Consider the following 14,978-nt stretch of genomic DNA (forward strand, 5'->3'; position numbering starts at 1 on the left):
CGCTTTCATTGCCGGCGCATTTGCCAACTCGTTTGCCTACTGAGTTGCCCTTTCAACTACCGACGCCGACCGCGCAACAATGGCCGACCCGATCACTTCCCGTTCGCACCGCGGCGTGAGCGCCCCCGCCCCCGCTCCCACCGAAGACGGCACGCGCAGCCGCGCGCTGCCGCGCTGGCACTACCTCGTCGCACTGGCCGCGGGCGCGGCCAATACGCTGTCGTTCGCGCCAACGCCGCATGGCGGCTGGCTGCAACTCGCGATCTTCGTGTTCTTCTTCGCGTGGCTCACGCGCAGCACCGGCTGGAAAAGCGCCGCGCTGACGGGCGGCGCGTTCGGCTTCGGCAACTTCGTGAGCGGGGTCTGGTGGCTGTATGTGAGCATGCACTTCTACGGCGGCATGCCGGCACCGCTCGCCGGCACGGCGCTCGTGCTGTTCTGCCTGTATCTCGCGGTCTATCCGGCGCTCGCCGCGGGGGTGTGGTCGTTCTGCGCGGGCCATGCGCGCAACGGCGCGGCCGACGAGCGCGCGCCATTCTCGCCGACCTGGCACGGCGCGCTCGCCTTTGCGAGCGCGTGGGCGATCGGCGAATGGCTGCGCGGCACGGTGTTCACCGGCTTTCCGTGGCTCGCCACCGGTTATGCGCAGGTCGACGGCCCGTTGGCGGGGTTTGCGCCGGTGGTCGGCGTATATGGCGTCGGTTGGATGGTTGCGCTGACGGCCGCGTTGATCGTGCAGGCGTTGCTGGCACTGCTGCCGTCGTGGCGCTCCGGGCGGGCGAATGAATCGCTCGAGCCGAACGCCAGCGCCGCTGATGACGCCGGCGGTCGCGCCGCGCGGGGCCGCGGCACGCGCATCGCCCCCATCGTCGTGCCTGCTGGCGTCGCGCTCGCGCTGCTCGTGATCGGCCTGCTGCTGCCGCTCGTGCAGTGGACCACGCCCGCCAACGCGGCGCTGTCGGTGCGGCTGTTGCAAGGCAACGTGAAGCAGGAGATGAAGTTCGAGGAAGCCGGCTTGCGCGCGGCGGTCGACGAGTATCAGCGGATGATCACGTCGAAGCCGGCCGATCTGATCGTCACGCCGGAAACCGCGATCCCCGTGCTCGCGCAGCAGCTTCCGCCGAACTTCGCGGCCGCGATCCGCCAGTTCACGGATTCGACCGGCAGCGCGCTGCTGTTCGGCGCGATCGGCGGCACGATCACGCCGGACGGCCGGGTGGTCGACTACACCAACAGCCTGTTCGGCGTCACGCCCGGCTCGCATGAGATTTATCGCTACGACAAGCACCATCTGGTACCGTTCGGCGAATTCGTGCCGTGGGGCTTCCGCTGGTTCGTGAACCTGATGAACATTCCGCTCGGCGATTTCTTCCGCGGCCCGCCGGTACAAAAGCCGTTCATGGTGCATAACCAGCCGGTCGCGGTGAACATCTGCTACGAGGACATCTTCGGCGAGGAGATCGCGCGCACGCTGCGCGAGAATGCGACGCCCGCCGGCGTGCTGATCAACTCGACCAATCTCGCGTGGTTCGGCGACACGATCGCGCTCGACCAGCATCTGCAGATCGCGCGCATGCGCTCGCTCGAAACCGGCCGGCCGATGCTGCGCGCAACCAACACCGGCATCACCGCCGCGATCGACGCGAACGGCCGCGTGATCGGGCGCCTGACGCCCTACACGGTCGGTTCGCTCGACGTGCGCGTGCAAGGCACCTCAGGCTACACGCCTTACGTGACGAGCGGCAACAACACGGTGCTCGCGGTGTCGGCGCTGCTGCTCGCGTTCGGTTTCGCGTTCGGACCGGGGCTCGCGCGGCGACGCAACGGCAAGCGGTAACGCCGACGCCAAAGGCACGACACCCGCAAAAAAAATGCGCCTGACATGCAGGCGCATTTTTTTCATGCTCGTTCGAGCTTCATCAATCCTTCGGCACCGTATCGATGAACGACTGCCGCAGCGACAGCTTCTGGAAGTGCTTGTCCAGGTTCGGATGCGATTCGCGCCAGTTCAGTTCCGGCATACGGAAGTCCAGATAGCCGAGCGCGCAGCCCACCGCGATGTCGGCCAGCGTGTAGTGGTTGCTCGCGCACCACGGCTTGCTGCCGAGCCCTTGGGACATCGCGATCAGCGCTTCGTCGATCTTGCGCTGCTGCCGCGCGAGCCACGCGTCCACGCGCTGCTCGGGCGCGCGCTGCGTGCCTTCGAGACGGATCAGCACGGCCGCGTCGAGCATGCCGTCGGCGAGCGCTTCCCAGCAGCGCACTGCGACGCGCTCGCGCCCCGACGGCGGAATCAGCTTGCCGACCGGCGACAGCGTATCGACGTACTCGCAGATCACGCGCGAATCGAACACGGCCTCGCCGTCTTCCATCACGAGGCACGGCACCTTGCCGAGCGGATTGAAGGTGTGAATCCGGGTATCCGGCGCCCAGACGTTCTCGGGCACCAGTTCGTAGTCGATCTTCTTATCGGCGAGCACGATGCGTGCTTTGCGCACGAACGGGCTGCCGAACGAACCGATGAGTTTCATCATGACCTTCTGCCTTTTTCTGAATCCGGCGAAAGTATAAGTGGTCCAAGGCTTCCGCGAGCGTGCTGGCGCCATCTTCGCGAACCGCCCGCCGAGCCGCTGTGGACGGATTGCAACATGACGGCGGCCGCCGCGCCGTCCGGAGCCGCACAAAGCGAGTCAATGTCCTGCGCGGAGAATGGGGCCAGGAGAATCGCGGCGCTACAATCGCACGATGAACCAGCCGACCGAACCCACCATCGCCATCGACGTCTACCGCACGCGCCGCGAGCGCGTTCTCGCCGCGCTGCGCGCGGCAGGCGGCGGCGTCGCCATCGTCCCGACCGCGCCGGAAGCGCTGCGCAACCGCGACACTGACTACCCGTACCGCCACGACAGCTACTTCTATTATCTGACCGGCTTCACCGAGCCCGAAGCGCTGCTGGTGCTCGATGCCAGCGCCGCGCCCGGCGCGCCCGCGTCGATGCTGTTCTGCCGCGAGAAAAGCGTCGAGCGCGAGACATGGGAAGGCTTCCGCTTCGGCCCCGACGGCGCGCGCGAAGCATTCGGGCTCGACGCCGCGTTCCCGATCGGCGAACTCGACACGCAGCTGCCGCGCATCATCGCCGACAAGCCGGCGCTGCACTACGCGTTCGGCACCTCGGCGCATTTCGACGAGCAGGTACGCGGCTGGCTCGACGCGGTGCGCGCGCAAAGCCGCGGCGGCACCGTTGCGCCCACGGTCGCGCGCGACCTGCTGCCGTTGCTCGACGAGATGCGGCTCGTCAAGGACGACCACGAACTCGCGATCATGCGCCGGGCAGGGCAGATTTCGGCGGCCGCGCATCGTCGCGCTATGGCGCTGTGCCGGCCCGGTATCCGCGAGTACGAACTCGAGGCCGAACTGCTCTACACGTTCCGCAAGTTTGGCGCGCAGGCGCCGGCCTATACGTCGATCGTCGCGGCTGGCGCGAACGCGTGCGTGCTGCACTACCCGGCCGGCAACGCGATCGCGCGCGACGGCGAGCTGATCCTGATCGACGCGGCCTGCGAACTCGACGGCTACGCGTCCGACATCACGCGCACGTTTCCGGCAAGCGGGCGTTTCACGCCGGCGCAGCGCGAGCTGTACGACATCGTGCTGGCAGCGCAGCAGGCCGCCGTCGACGCGACGCGCGCCGGTGCGAGCTTCGACGATCCGCATCAGGCCGCGCTGCGCGTGCTGTCGCAGGGGCTGCTCGACACCGGCATCGTGCCGCGCGCGAAGTTCGCCTCGGTCGACGACGTGATCGCCGAGCGCGCCTACGTGCCGTTCTACATGCACCGCACCGGCCACTGGCTCGGCATGGACGTGCACGACTGCGGCGACTACCGCGAGCGCGGCGCGCCGCGCGACGAAGCGGGCGTGCTGCCGTGGCGCACGCTGCGCGCGTCGATGACGCTGACGATCGAGCCGGGCTTGTACGTCCGCCCGGCCGAGGGTGTGCCCGAACGCTACTGGAACATCGGCATCCGCATCGAGGACGACGCGATCGTGACGCCGGCCGGCTGCGAGCTGATCACGCGCGACGTGCCGGTCGCCGCCGACGAGATCGAGGCGCTGATGCAGGAAGCACGAGCCCTCCATCAAGCGTCGCATCAATAGAGGACCTGATCCGCGATGAACGAAGCATCTCCCTCGGCGGTGATCCTGAGGCCCGCCTCCCACCAGCAGGGGTTCGATTTCGACGTGACGATCGTCGGCGCCGGGCCGGTCGGCCTCGCGCTCGCCGGCTGGCTCGCGCGCCGCAGCGTGACGCGCGAGCTGAAGATCGCGCTCGTCGACGCGCGCGAGCCGGAAGACTCGATCGCCGATCCGCGCGCGATCGCGGTCTCGCACGGCAGCCGGATGATCCTCGAGCCGCTGTGCTGGCCCGCCGACGCCACCGCGATCGAGCGCATCCACGTGTCGCAACGCGGTCATTTCGGCCGCACGCTGATCGATCATCGCGAGCACGGCCTGCCCGCGCTCGGCTACGTGCTGCGCTATGGCTCGATCGTGCACGGCCTCGCCGACGCCGTGCATGCGACGCCGGTCCACTGGTTCCGCTCGACCTCGGCCGGCGCGCCGGTTCAGGAGCTCGACGGCGTCACGCTGCCGATCGAAACCGCGGGCGTCGCGCGCCAGTTGCGCACGCGGATTCTGGTCAACGCCGAGGGCGGCCTGTTCGGCGACCAGAAGCACGCGAAAAATCCGAGCCGCGCCACGGACGAATACGCCGGCGCACGCGACATCGGTAAAAACAGCGCCGGCTCGCGCGACTACGGCCAGACCGCGCTGGTCGGCACGGTCACCGTGTCCGCGCCGCAGCCGCACGTCGCATGGGAGCGCTTCACGTCGCAAGGTCCGATCGCGCTACTGCCGATGGGTGGCGTGCGTGGTGCCGACTACGCGCTCGTCTGGTGCTGCGCGCCCGACGAAGCCGCGCGCCGCGCGCGGCTTTCCGACGAAGCGTTCCTGCGCGAGCTCGACGCCGCGTTCGGCAACCGCATGGGCCGCTTTACGCACATCAAGGGTCGCGCGTCGTTCCCGCTCGGTCTCAACACGGTCGACACGCTGGTGAACGGCCACATCGTCGCGATCGGCAATGCGGCGCAGACGTTGCATCCAGTGGCGGGCCAGGGCCTCAATCTGGGCTTGCGCGATGCGCATGCGCTCGTCGACGCGCTATCGGCCGAAGGCCCGACCCCGCTCGCGCTCGCCACCTTCGCGCAACGCCGCGCGCTCGACCGGCGCCTGACGATCGGCTCGACCGACACGCTCGCGCGCCTCTTTACCATCGACTTCGCGCCGCTCGCGGTACTGCGCGGCCTCGCCCTGACCGCACTCGAATTCGTGCCGCCGGTCAAAACCGCGCTCGCCCGGCAGATGATGTTCGGCCAGCGCCGTTAAGCGCGAGAAATCGCTGCGCGGTTCTATGAGCCGGGCGACTTTCATAGAAGATTTAACGGGTTACGAGACTCGGTTCGCGAGTCCCGGCAACCCGTTAACGCTAAAATAGCGGTTTTCCCTCGCATTTCGCGCTGCGCCGGTTGTCACGATTGTCAAATCCTGGCCCGTCGTCGGCGCGCGCTCACGCCATGCCCCCTCTCGGCCCCCACAATCTGCGTAACAACCTGTTCGTCGCCCCGATGGCCGGCGTGACCGACCGACCGTTCCGCCAGCTGTGCAAACGGCTCGGCGCGGGCTATGCGGTGTCGGAAATGGTCGCGTCGAACGCGCAGCTGTGGAAGAGCGAAAAGACCATGCGCCGCGCGAACCACGAAGGCGAGGTCGAGCCGATCGCGGTGCAGATCGCCGGCGCGGACCCGGAGATGATGGCCGAAGCCGCCCGCTACAACGTCGCGAACGGCGCGCAGATCATCGACATCAACATGGGCTGCCCCGCCAAGAAGGTCTGCAACGTCGCGGCCGGCTCGGCGCTGCTGCAAAACGAACCGCTCGTGCAGCGCATCGTCGAGGCCGTCGTGAACGCGGTCGGCGTCGGGCCCGACGCGGTGCCCGTCACGCTGAAAATCCGCACCGGCTGGAATCGCGAGAACAAAAACGCGCTGAACGTCGCGCGTCTCGCGCAAGCAGCGGGCATTTCGATGCTGACCGTGCACGGCCGCACGCGCGCGGACCTGTACCACGGCGACGCCGAGTACGAAACCATCGCCGCGGTAAAGGCGGCGGTGCGCATTCCGGTCGTCGCGAACGGCGACATCACGTCGCCGCAAAAGGCGCGCGAGGTGCTCGCCGCGACCGGCGCGGACGCGATCATGATCGGGCGCGCCGCGCAGGGGCGTCCGTGGCTCTTTCGCGAGATCGAGCATTTCCTGCAAACGGGCGAGTTGCTGCCGCCGCCGCGCATCGACGAAATCCAGCAGGTGATGAACGAACATCTCGAAGATCACTACGCTTTTTACGGGGAATTTACCGGTGTCCGCACTGCGCGCAAGCACATCGGCTGGTACACTCGCGGCCTTTCCGGCGCCAACCTGTTCCGGCATCGCATGAATACGCTGGACACCACGCGCGAACAACTCCTCGCCGTCAACGAGTTCTTTGACGCGCAAAAGGCGATCTCAGACCGCCTCGTCTACGTCGACGAAGCGCCCGGCAACCCCGGGCTCGACAGCGAGAGCGAGGACAACTCCGACCGACTGGCAGCATGAGCAAGAACAACATCGAACAATCTGTCCGCGACAGCCTGGACGTGTATTTCCAGGATCTCGACGGCTCCAATCCGCACGACGTCTACGACATGGTCATTTCATGCGTGGAAAAACCCTTGCTCGAAGTGGTGCTCGAGCAGGCCGGCGGCAACCAGTCGCTGGCCGCCGAGTATCTCGGCATCAACCGCAATACGCTGCGCAAGAAGCTGCAACAACACGGTTTGCTGTAGCGCGTCGTAGTTTCTCGCGCCCTGCCACGTTTCCCTTCGGCTTTTCGTCTTCATCATGATCAAGCAAGCGCTCATCTCCGTTTCCGACAAGTCCGGCATCGTCGACTTCGCCACATCGCTGTCGGACCTCGGCATTAAGATCCTGTCGACCGGCGGCACCGCGAAACTGCTCGCGGACGCGGGCCTGTCCGTCACCGAAGTCGCCGACTACACGGGTTTCCCGGAAATGCTCGACGGGCGCGTGAAAACGCTGCATCCGAAGGTGCACGGCGGCATCCTCGCGCGCCGCGACCTGCCCGAGCACATGGCCGCGCTCGAGAAGCACGACATTCCGACCATCGACCTGCTGGTCGTGAACCTGTACCCGTTCGTGCAGACCGTGTCGAAGGAAGAGTGCTCGCTCGAGGACGCGATCGAGAACATCGACATCGGCGGCCCGACGATGCTGCGCTCGGCCGCGAAGAATCACCGCGACGTGACGGTGGTGGTCGATCCGGCCGACTACGCGGTCGTGCTCGACGAAATGCGCTCGAACGGCAACACGGTGTCGTACAAGACGAACTTCCGCCTCGCGACCAAGGTGTACGCGCACACCGCGCAATACGACGGCGCGATCACGAACTACCTGACGAGCCTGACCGACGAATTGAAGCATTCGTCGCGCAACGAGTACCCGGCCACCTTCAACATGGCGTTCGACAAGGTGCAGGACCTGCGCTACGGCGAAAACCCGCATCAGAGCGCGGCGTTCTACCGCGACCTGGCGGTGCCGGCCGGCGCGCTCGCGAATTACAACCAGTTGCAGGGCAAGGAACTGTCGTACAACAACATCGCCGACTCCGACGCGGCGTGGGAATGCGTGAAGACCTTCGACGTGCCGGCCTGCGTGATCGTCAAACACGCGAATCCGTGCGGCGTCGCGCTCGGCGCGGACGCTCACGAAGCGTATTCGAAAGCATTCCAGACCGATCCGACCTCGGCGTTCGGCGGCATCATCGCGTTCAACCGTGAAGTCGACGAAGCGAGCGCGCAAGCGGTGGCGAAGCAGTTCGTCGAAGTGCTGATCGCGCCGTCGTTCAGCGCCGAAGCGCGTCAGGTGTTCGCGGCGAAGCAGAACGTGCGTCTGCTCGAAATCACGTTGGGCGAAGGCCATAACACGTTCGATCTGAAGCGCGTCGGCGGCGGACTGCTCGTGCAGTCGCTCGACTCGAAGAACGTGCAGCCGCGCGAGTTGCGCGTCGTCACGAAGCGTCATCCGACGCCGAAGGAAATGGACGACCTGCTGTTCGCATGGCGAGTCGCGAAGTACGTGAAGTCGAACGCAATCGTGTTCTGCGCGAACGGTATGACGCTCGGCGTCGGCGCGGGCCAGATGAGCCGCGTGGACTCGGCGCGCATCGCGAGCATCAAGGCGCAGAACGCCGGTCTGACGCTGGCCGGTTCGGCGGTCGCATCGGACGCGTTCTTCCCGTTCCGCGACGGTCTCGACGTGGTCGTCGCGGCAGGCGCGACCTGCGTGATCCAGCCGGGCGGCTCGGTGCGCGACGACGAAGTGGTCAGCGCCGCCGACGAGCACAACATCGCGATGGTGCTGACTGGCGTGCGTCACTTCCGTCATTGATCGGCTGAAGTTCGGTAGCCGCAAGACAGGCCCGGCGGGTTGTCCCGCCGGGCCTTTTGTTTCGCGGCGACGCGTTCAATCGTCAGGCTTTTTGCGCGCGTAACCGTCCCGCACCTGCGCATGCTGGCTGATGTACGTGCCCAAACCCCGGCCCCGCCGCGCGAGACGCTTAAGCACCGCGACATGTTCGGCGCCGACACTCGCCTCTGTGTACCAATACACGACGCCCGGCCGAAAGCGCACCTTGATGAAATCGTCGCCGATTTCGTAAGCGTCGACACCCGAGTCGCCGCTGAGATTGCGGTAGCGCTCCATTCTCGATTGCCCTCCTTTGCAAAGCCTTTAGCAGCTTTTATTCCGCTAAGCATGCTGCCAGCGGGCCGCCGCGCGCCGCATTCGATGTAGTATCGCAGGCACCTGGTTTTTATCGCTTGTGCGGCACCTCATGAGAATTCTCGGCATCGACCCCGGCCTGCGCGTGACCGGCTTCGGCGTGATCGAACAACACGGCCACACACTGAGCTACGTCGCGAGCGGCGTGATCCGCACCGCCGACGCCGATCTGCCGTCGCGGCTCGGCACCATCTTCGCGGGCATCTCGACGCTGATCCGCGAGCACGCGCCGGATCAGGCGGCCATCGAAAAAGTCTTCGTCAACGTCAATCCGCAGTCGACGCTGCTGCTCGGCCAGGCGCGCGGCGCCGCGATCTGCGGGCTCGTCGCGGGCGGCGTGCCGGTCGCCGAATACACCGCGCTGCAGCTGAAGCAGTCGGTGGTCGGCTATGGCCGCGCGACCAAGGAGCAAATGCAGCAGATGGTCGTGCGGCTGCTGAGCCTGGCGGGCGTGCCCGGCACCGACGCCGCCGACGCGCTCGGCATGGCCATCTGCCACGCGCACGGCGGCTCGACGCTGAGCACGCTCGGCGGCATCGCACCGGCGCTCGCGAAGAAGGGCTTGCGAGTGCGGCGCGGGCGTCTGGTGGGCTAGCGCAACTATGCCCCGCGCCGCCGATCCGCTGCGCTACACTCGCGCTTTCCCATCCGACTCTGAAAACTAATCCGCCATGATCGGTCGCATTGCCGGCGTTCTGCTGGAAAAAAATCCGCCGCATCTGCTCGTCGACTGCAACGGCGTCGGCTATGAAGTGGACGTGCCGATGAGCACCTTCTACAACCTGCCGTCGACCGGCGAGCGCATCGTGCTGCTCACGCAGATGATCGTTCGCGAGGACGCGCATCTGCTGTACGGCTTCGGCACCGCGCAGGAACGCTCGACGTTCCGCGAGCTGCTGAAGATTTCCGGCATCGGCGCGCGCATGGCGCTCGCGGTGCTGTCGGGCATGAGCGTCGCGGAGCTCGCGCAGACCGTCACGATGCAGGACGCCGCGCGCCTCACGCGTGTACCGGGCATCGGCAAGAAGACCGCCGAGCGGCTGCTGCTCGAACTGAAGGGCAAGCTCGGCGCCGACCTCGGCGCGATGGCGGGCGCCGCGTCGCCATCCGACCACGCGTCCGACATCCTCAATGCGCTGCTCGCGCTCGGCTACTCGGAAAAAGAAGCGCTCGCGGCAATCAAGAACGTGCCGGCCGGTACGGGCGTGTCCGAGGGCATCAAGCTCGCGTTGAAGGCGCTGTCGAAGGGCTAAGCGCCAAGCCACGCGCGGTACAATGACCGCATGATCGAAACCGACAAACTCGCCGCCGAGCGCATCATCGCGGCCACGCCCGTGTCGCCGAACGAAGAAGCGTTCGAGCGCGCGCTGCGCCCGCGTCAGCTCGACGAATATGTCGGGCAGGAGAAAGTGCGCGGCCAGCTCGAAATCTTCATCGAGGCCGCGAAGCGCCGTTCCGAATCGCTGGACCACGTGCTGCTGTTCGGGCCGCCGGGCCTCGGCAAGACCACGCTCGCGCACATCATCGCGCGCGAGATGGGCGTCAATCTGCGGCAAACGTCGGGGCCGGTGCTCGAACGCGCCGGCGACCTCGCCGCGCTGCTGACCAATCTCGAAGCCAACGACGTGCTGTTCATCGACGAAATCCACCGGCTCTCGCCGGTCGTCGAGGAAATCCTGTATCCAGCGCTCGAGGATTATCAGATCGACATCATGATCGGCGAAGGGCCGGCCGCGCGCAGCGTGAAGCTCGATCTGCAGCCGTTCACGCTGGTCGGCGCGACCACGCGCGCGGGTATGCTGACCAATCCGCTGCGCGACCGCTTCGGCATCGTCGCGCGACTCGAGTTCTATAACGCCGAGGAGCTCGCGCGCATCGTCACGCGTTCGGCCGCGCTGCTCGGCGCGCAGATCCATCCGGACGGCGCGGTCGAAATCGCCCGTCGCGCGCGCGGCACGCCGCGTATCGCGAACCGCCTGCTACGGCGCGTACGCGACTTCGCCGAAGTGAAGGCCGACGGCAACATCACCGCGCAGGTGGCCGACGCCGCGCTCAGGATGCTCGACGTCGACGCGGTCGGCTTCGACCTGATGGACCGCAAGCTGCTCGAAGCGATCCTGCACAAGTTCGACGGCGGCCCGGTTGGCGTCGACAATCTCGCGGCGGCAATCGGCGAGGAGCGCGACACGATCGAAGACGTGCTCGAGCCGTATCTGATCCAGCAGGGCTTCCTGCAGCGCACGCCACGCGGCCGCATCGCCACGCTGCTCACGTACCGGCATTTCGGGCTGGCCGCGCCGGATTCGGCGAGCGCGCGGCCGGGTCTGTGGGATTCCACGAACTGAGTCACGCGACGAGGCCGACCAGGATGTCAGACCAGACCCAGCAACCCGGCCCTTCCAACCGTTCACCTGTCAATCCCGCCGGCGACCCGTCCGGCAATGTCACGCAGCGCCTCACCCACCGCCTGCGCTCGAAGCTCGCCGCCGGCGTCACGCATCTGACGACCGGCAGCGGACCGGTGCTCGACTACTCGTCGCCGCCGGGCGACCCCGGTCTGTTCGGGCCGGACTCCGTCTGCTGGAAGGTCCACGCCGACTTCACGTCGATGATGACCGGCGGCATCAGCGCGCTGCTGCTTCAGGCGCTGCATCCGCTCGCGCTCGCGGGCGTCTGGGATCACTCGAGCTTTCGCACCGACATCCTGGGCCGGCTGCGTCGCACGGCGACGTTCATCGCCGGCACAACGTACGGCAGCAAGAACGATGCGCTCGCGCTGATCGAGCGCGTGAAGCGCATTCATCTCGACGTGACCGGCGTCGCACCGGACGGCCAGTCGTATCGCGCGAGCGAGCCCGCGCTGCTGACGTGGGTGCACGTCGCGGAAGTGTCGAGCTTCATGACCGCGCATCTGCGCTATGTGAATCCGGTGCTGTCCGTCGCGGCGCAGGATCAATACTTCGCGGAAACCGCGCGCATCGCGGAAATGCTCGGCGCCGTCGATATTCCGCGCTCGCGCGCCGAGATCGAGGCGTACCTGCTCGCGATGCGGCCCGCGCTCGTCGCGAGCGAGCGCACGCGCGAAGTCGTGAGTATTCTGATGAACGCGCCGGCACCGAGCTTCGCGATGCGGCCCGCTGGCACGCTAATGCTCAACGCGGGGGTCGATCTGTTGCCCGACTGGGCGCAGACGATGCTCGGCTTGAATCGCCACGCGGCGCTGCGTCGAACCTTCGCGCGGCCTGGCGTGCGGGTCGTCGCGCCGGTGATCCGCTGGGCGCTGGTCAATGGAGTATCGAAGCGGGCTCGGCGCCGCGCGGCGGCGGCGGTGCGGGAGCAGGATTGATTGCGGCACGCGTCTCGGGCCATTGCCCGCCTTCGCTTACCGCCCCGGTCCCTTCCTGAAACCATCATCGTCGGCGCTGCCCGCGTCGAGATGCGTTACGTCCGCCCACGACACGATCGTCGCGCGACCGTCCCCGTAATCCACGACGTTCAGGCTGGTGTTCAGCAGCGGGTAGTCGCGCGGTGCGTCGAGCCGCATGCCGGTTGCAAAGCGGCGCACGCAGTCGAGCACGCCGCCATGCGTGACACAGGCGATGCGCCCGCCCGGATGCGCGGCGACGAGCGGCTCGATCGCATGCACGATGCGGTGGTAGAACACGCGGTGCGACTCGCCCTCGGGCGGCGCAAAGCCGGGATCGCGGGTTTGCCACTGCGCGTATTCGTCGGGGAAACGCAGCGCGATCTCGTCGCTGTCATGGCCCTGGAACGCGCCGTACGAGCGCTCGCGCAAGTTCTCGCGCGACTGCAGCGGCAGGCCGAGCGCCTCGCCGATCGGCTGCGCGGTCTGCTGCGCGCGCTGCAAGTCGCTCGAATAGATCGCGTCGAGCCGCGCGCCCTGCTTCGCCTCGTCGGCGAGGCGCTGCGCGAGACGTCGCGCCTGCGCGACGCCGGTCGTCGCGAGCGGAATGTCGATGTGGCCTTGAATGCGCTTGATGCGGTTCCAGTCGGTCTCGCCGTGCCGGATAAACAGGATCTGCGTCGTCATGAGAGAGAGGTGCCGTTCGCGGTTGTGTCGAGCGACTATTGTGGCAAAAAGCAGCGGCACGGCTCGCCTGCGGCGACGGCGTGCTCGAACGTTTGCGTTCTTTTACGCGTTGGTCTGCAACCAGAACGTGACCGGCCCGTCGTTGACGAGCGACACCTGCATATCCGCGCCGAACTCGCCAGTCTCGACGATCGGATGCTTCGCGCGCGCGGCCGCGACGAAGTAGTCGAACAGGCGCTTGCCCTCGTCGGGCGGCGCGGCCGGCGTGAAGCTCGGGCGCAGGCCGCTGTTGGTATCGGCCGCGAGCGTGAACTGCGACACGAGCAGCAGGCCGCCCGCGCGTCCGGCGCCGTCGAGATTCTGCACCGACAGGTTCATCTTGCCGGCCGCGTCGCTGAACACGCGGTAACCGAGCACCTTGGCGAGCAGCTTGTCGGCCGTGGCCTCGGTGTCGCCGCGCTCCGCGCAGACGAGCGCGAGCAGGCCCGCGTCGATCGCGCCGGTCACGCGATCGGCGACGCGCACTTCGGCGCGCCGCACGCGTTGGATCAGCGCGATCACGCCGTCAGCGTCACGCGCGCGAAACGGCGCTTGCCGACCTGCACGACGTACTCGCCCGCTTCGACCTTCAGGCCCTTGTCGGACACCGCTGCGCCGTCGATCTTCACGCCGCCTTGCTCGATGTTGCGCAGCGCCTCGCTCGTCGACGGTACGAGGTTCGCCTGCTTCAGCAACTGGCCGATCGCGAGCGGTGCGCCCGCGAGCGTCACGGCCGGGATGTCGTCGGGCACGCCGCCCTTCGCGCGATGGTTGAAGTCCTCGAGCGCGCGTTCGGCGTCCGCCTGCGAGTGGAAACGCGCGACGATTTCCTGGCCGAGCATCACCTTGAAATCGCGCGGATTACGGCCCGCGTCGGCTTCACTCTTGAAGCCGGCGATCTCATCCATCGGACGGAACGACAGCAGTTCGAAGTAACGCCACATCAGCGTGTCGGAGATGCTCATCAGCTTGCCGAACATGTCGGTCGGCTTTTCGCTGATGCCGATGTAGTTGTTCTTCGACTTCGACATCTTCTCGACGCCGTCGAGCCCTTCGAGCAGCGGCATCGTCAGGATGCACTGCTGCTCCTGGCCGTACTGCTTCTGCAACTCGCGACCCACCAGCAGGTTGAACTTCTGATCCGTGCCACCGAGCTCCAGGTCCGCGTTCAGCGCGACCGAGTCGTAGCCCTGCATCAGCGGGTACAGGAATTCGTGGATCGAGATCGGCACGCCGCCCTGGAAGCGCTTCGTGAAGTCCTCGCGCTCGAGAATGCGTGCGACCGTGTAGCGCGACGCAAGCTTGATCATGCCGTCGGCGCCTAGCGGCATCGACCATTCGCTGTTGTAGCGAATCTCGGTCTTGTCGCGATCGAGCACCAGCGCGGCTTGCTCGAAATAGGTCTTCGCGTTCGATTCGATCTGCTCGCGCGTAAGCGGCGGGCGGGTCGCGTTACGCCCGGACGGATCGCCGATCAGCGACGTGAAGTCGCCGATCAGGAAAATCACCGTGTGGCCGAGGTCCTGCAACTGGCGCATCTTGTTCAGCACGACCGTGTGGCCGATGTGGATGTCGGGTGCAGTCGGATCGAGCCCGAGCTTGATGCGCAGCGGCTTGGCCGTCGCCGCGCTGCGCGCGAGCTTTTGCGCGAATTCGTCTTCGATCAGCAGTTCGTCGACGCCGCGCCTGGTCACGGCGAGCGCGTGACGGACTTCGTCGGTGATCGGGAAGGCGGAAGCGGGATTGGGCTGGGTGGACTCGGTGCTCATGCTGGAAACGTGAAGTCGCGAAAAAACAGGATTGTCCCATAGATGCGCGCCGCCGCGCCCTCTCACGCGCCCCGCACGGCCCCGCGACGGGCCAATTCGTTGCGGCTCGCGTCGCCTTCGCCGTTTGCGCCGATAATCTGCTACAACAAATCGGAATGAACATCGACA

15 protein-coding genes are annotated in these 14,978 nt (G+C 66.8%); 10 read left to right on the plus strand and 5 right to left on the minus strand.

Annotated features, from left to right (window positions below):
- Nucleotides 1–79: 79 nt before the first annotated feature.
- Nucleotides 80–1,837: an apolipoprotein N-acyltransferase gene (gene lnt / locus OKW26_RS31035; RefSeq protein WP_429356133.1), complete on the plus strand. Its 1,758-nt coding sequence runs from the start codon at nt 80–82 to the stop codon at nt 1,835–1,837.
- 82 nt (nt 1,838–1,919) lie between these two features.
- On the opposite strand, the gene OKW26_RS31040 is transcribed toward lnt, so the two are convergent.
- Nucleotides 1,920–2,534: a glutathione S-transferase C-terminal domain-containing protein gene (locus OKW26_RS31040; protein ID WP_018421769.1), complete on the minus strand. Its 615-nt coding sequence runs from the start codon at nt 2,532–2,534 to the stop codon at nt 1,920–1,922.
- Between the two features lie 211 nt (nt 2,535–2,745).
- Between OKW26_RS31040 and OKW26_RS31045 the strand changes: the two genes are divergently transcribed.
- The 5 genes from OKW26_RS31045 to purH all read left to right on the plus strand — a co-directional run bounded on the left by OKW26_RS31045 (nt 2,746) and on the right by purH (nt 8,558).
- Entirely contained in the window at nt 2,746–4,155 is a 1,410-nt protein-coding gene (locus tag OKW26_RS31045; RefSeq protein WP_429356134.1) for an aminopeptidase P N-terminal domain-containing protein, read from the plus strand.
- Between the two features lie 15 nt (nt 4,156–4,170).
- The gene (locus OKW26_RS31050; protein WP_429356135.1) at nt 4,171–5,442 is read left to right on the plus strand and encodes a UbiH/UbiF/VisC/COQ6 family ubiquinone biosynthesis hydroxylase; all 1,272 of its coding nucleotides are present in this window, start codon (nt 4,171–4,173) and stop codon (nt 5,440–5,442) included.
- Nucleotides 5,443–5,630: 188 nt separating this feature from the next.
- The gene (gene dusB / locus OKW26_RS31055) at nt 5,631–6,707 is read left to right on the plus strand and encodes a tRNA dihydrouridine synthase DusB (RefSeq protein WP_090801809.1); all 1,077 of its coding nucleotides are present in this window, start codon (nt 5,631–5,633) and stop codon (nt 6,705–6,707) included.
- A complete protein-coding gene (locus OKW26_RS31060) occupies nt 6,704–6,937 on the plus strand; it encodes a Fis family transcriptional regulator (RefSeq protein ID WP_008919619.1) in 234 nt (77 codons plus the stop codon). The genes dusB and OKW26_RS31060 overlap by 4 nt, the downstream gene beginning before the upstream one ends.
- Before the next feature lie 55 nt (nt 6,938–6,992).
- The gene (gene purH / locus OKW26_RS31065) at nt 6,993–8,558 is read left to right on the plus strand and encodes a bifunctional phosphoribosylaminoimidazolecarboxamide formyltransferase/IMP cyclohydrolase (protein WP_429356136.1); all 1,566 of its coding nucleotides are present in this window, start codon (nt 6,993–6,995) and stop codon (nt 8,556–8,558) included.
- 75 nt (nt 8,559–8,633) lie between these two features.
- Here purH and OKW26_RS31070 read toward each other — a convergent pair whose 3' ends face one another.
- Entirely contained in the window at nt 8,634–8,873 is a 240-nt protein-coding gene (locus OKW26_RS31070) for a hypothetical protein (RefSeq protein ID WP_429356137.1), read from the minus strand.
- Nucleotides 8,874–9,003: 130 nt separating this feature from the next.
- Here OKW26_RS31070 and ruvC point away from each other — a divergent pair, with 130 nt between their 5' ends.
- From ruvC to OKW26_RS31090, 4 genes are all read left to right on the plus strand, one after another.
- A complete protein-coding gene (gene ruvC / locus OKW26_RS31075) occupies nt 9,004–9,546 on the plus strand; it encodes a crossover junction endodeoxyribonuclease RuvC (RefSeq protein ID WP_090801813.1) in 543 nt (180 codons plus the stop codon).
- 76 nt (nt 9,547–9,622) lie between these two features.
- A complete protein-coding gene (gene ruvA, locus OKW26_RS31080) occupies nt 9,623–10,204 on the plus strand; it encodes a Holliday junction branch migration protein RuvA (protein WP_184022945.1) in 582 nt (193 codons plus the stop codon).
- 30 nt (nt 10,205–10,234) lie between these two features.
- Complete coding sequence (gene ruvB, locus OKW26_RS31085; protein WP_090801816.1) at nt 10,235–11,296, plus strand: Holliday junction branch migration DNA helicase RuvB; 1,062 nt, start codon at nt 10,235–10,237, stop codon at nt 11,294–11,296.
- Nucleotides 11,297–11,319: 23 nt separating this feature from the next.
- Entirely contained in the window at nt 11,320–12,297 is a 978-nt protein-coding gene (locus tag OKW26_RS31090; protein ID WP_429356138.1) for an oxygenase MpaB family protein, read from the plus strand.
- Nucleotides 12,298–12,333: 36 nt separating this feature from the next.
- On the opposite strand, the gene OKW26_RS31095 is transcribed toward OKW26_RS31090, so the two are convergent.
- The 3 genes from OKW26_RS31095 to tyrS form a co-directional block, all read right to left on the minus strand.
- Nucleotides 12,334–13,002 carry a histidine phosphatase family protein gene (locus tag OKW26_RS31095; protein WP_184022942.1) on the minus strand — a complete coding sequence of 223 codons (669 nt, stop codon included), beginning with the start codon at nt 13,000–13,002 and terminating at the stop codon, nt 12,334–12,336.
- A 102-nt stretch (nt 13,003–13,104) separates the two neighbouring features.
- Nucleotides 13,105–13,563 (minus strand): D-aminoacyl-tRNA deacylase, encoded by a 459-nt coding sequence (dtd, locus tag OKW26_RS31100; protein WP_184022941.1) that lies wholly within the window; start codon nt 13,561–13,563, stop codon nt 13,105–13,107.
- Nucleotides 13,560–14,810, minus strand: coding sequence for a tyrosine--tRNA ligase (gene tyrS, locus OKW26_RS31105; RefSeq protein ID WP_184058432.1), 1,251 nt, complete (start codon nt 14,808–14,810; stop codon nt 13,560–13,562). Before tyrS ends, dtd begins: the two co-directional genes overlap by 4 nt.
- Nucleotides 14,811–14,978: the final 168 nt, after the last annotated feature.

The organism is Paraburkholderia sp. 32 (assembly GCF_050435345.1).
In the GTDB taxonomy this organism is placed as follows: domain Bacteria; phylum Pseudomonadota; class Gammaproteobacteria; order Burkholderiales; family Burkholderiaceae; genus Paraburkholderia; species Paraburkholderia tuberum.

What these genes read in the sequence shown, in the direction of transcription:
- OKW26_RS31040 (WP_018421769.1), bottom strand. Translation starts at nt 2,534, where the DNA reads ATGATGAAACTCATCGGTTCGTTCGGCAGCCCGTTCGTGCGCAAAGCA.
- purH (WP_429356136.1), top strand. Translation starts at nt 6,993, where the DNA reads ATGATCAAGCAAGCGCTCATCTCCGTTTCCGACAAGTCCGGCATCGTC.
- OKW26_RS31095 (WP_184022942.1), bottom strand. Translation starts at nt 13,002, where the DNA reads ATGACGACGCAGATCCTGTTTATCCGGCACGGCGAGACCGACTGGAAC.
- ruvB (WP_090801816.1), top strand. Translation starts at nt 10,235, where the DNA reads ATGATCGAAACCGACAAACTCGCCGCCGAGCGCATCATCGCGGCCACG.
- OKW26_RS31050 (WP_429356135.1), top strand. Translation starts at nt 4,171, where the DNA reads ATGAACGAAGCATCTCCCTCGGCGGTGATCCTGAGGCCCGCCTCCCAC.
- OKW26_RS31045 (WP_429356134.1), top strand. Translation starts at nt 2,746, where the DNA reads ATGAACCAGCCGACCGAACCCACCATCGCCATCGACGTCTACCGCACG.
- lnt (WP_429356133.1), top strand. Translation starts at nt 80, where the DNA reads ATGGCCGACCCGATCACTTCCCGTTCGCACCGCGGCGTGAGCGCCCCC.
- dusB (WP_090801809.1), top strand. Translation starts at nt 5,631, where the DNA reads ATGCCCCCTCTCGGCCCCCACAATCTGCGTAACAACCTGTTCGTCGCC.
- OKW26_RS31090 (WP_429356138.1), top strand. Translation starts at nt 11,320, where the DNA reads ATGTCAGACCAGACCCAGCAACCCGGCCCTTCCAACCGTTCACCTGTC.
- ruvA (WP_184022945.1), top strand. Translation starts at nt 9,623, where the DNA reads ATGATCGGTCGCATTGCCGGCGTTCTGCTGGAAAAAAATCCGCCGCAT.
- ruvC (WP_090801813.1), top strand. Translation starts at nt 9,004, where the DNA reads ATGAGAATTCTCGGCATCGACCCCGGCCTGCGCGTGACCGGCTTCGGC.
- tyrS (WP_184058432.1), bottom strand. Translation starts at nt 14,810, where the DNA reads ATGAGCACCGAGTCCACCCAGCCCAATCCCGCTTCCGCCTTCCCGATC.
- OKW26_RS31060 (WP_008919619.1), top strand. Translation starts at nt 6,704, where the DNA reads ATGAGCAAGAACAACATCGAACAATCTGTCCGCGACAGCCTGGACGTG.
- OKW26_RS31070 (WP_429356137.1), bottom strand. Translation starts at nt 8,873, where the DNA reads ATGGAGCGCTACCGCAATCTCAGCGGCGACTCGGGTGTCGACGCTTAC.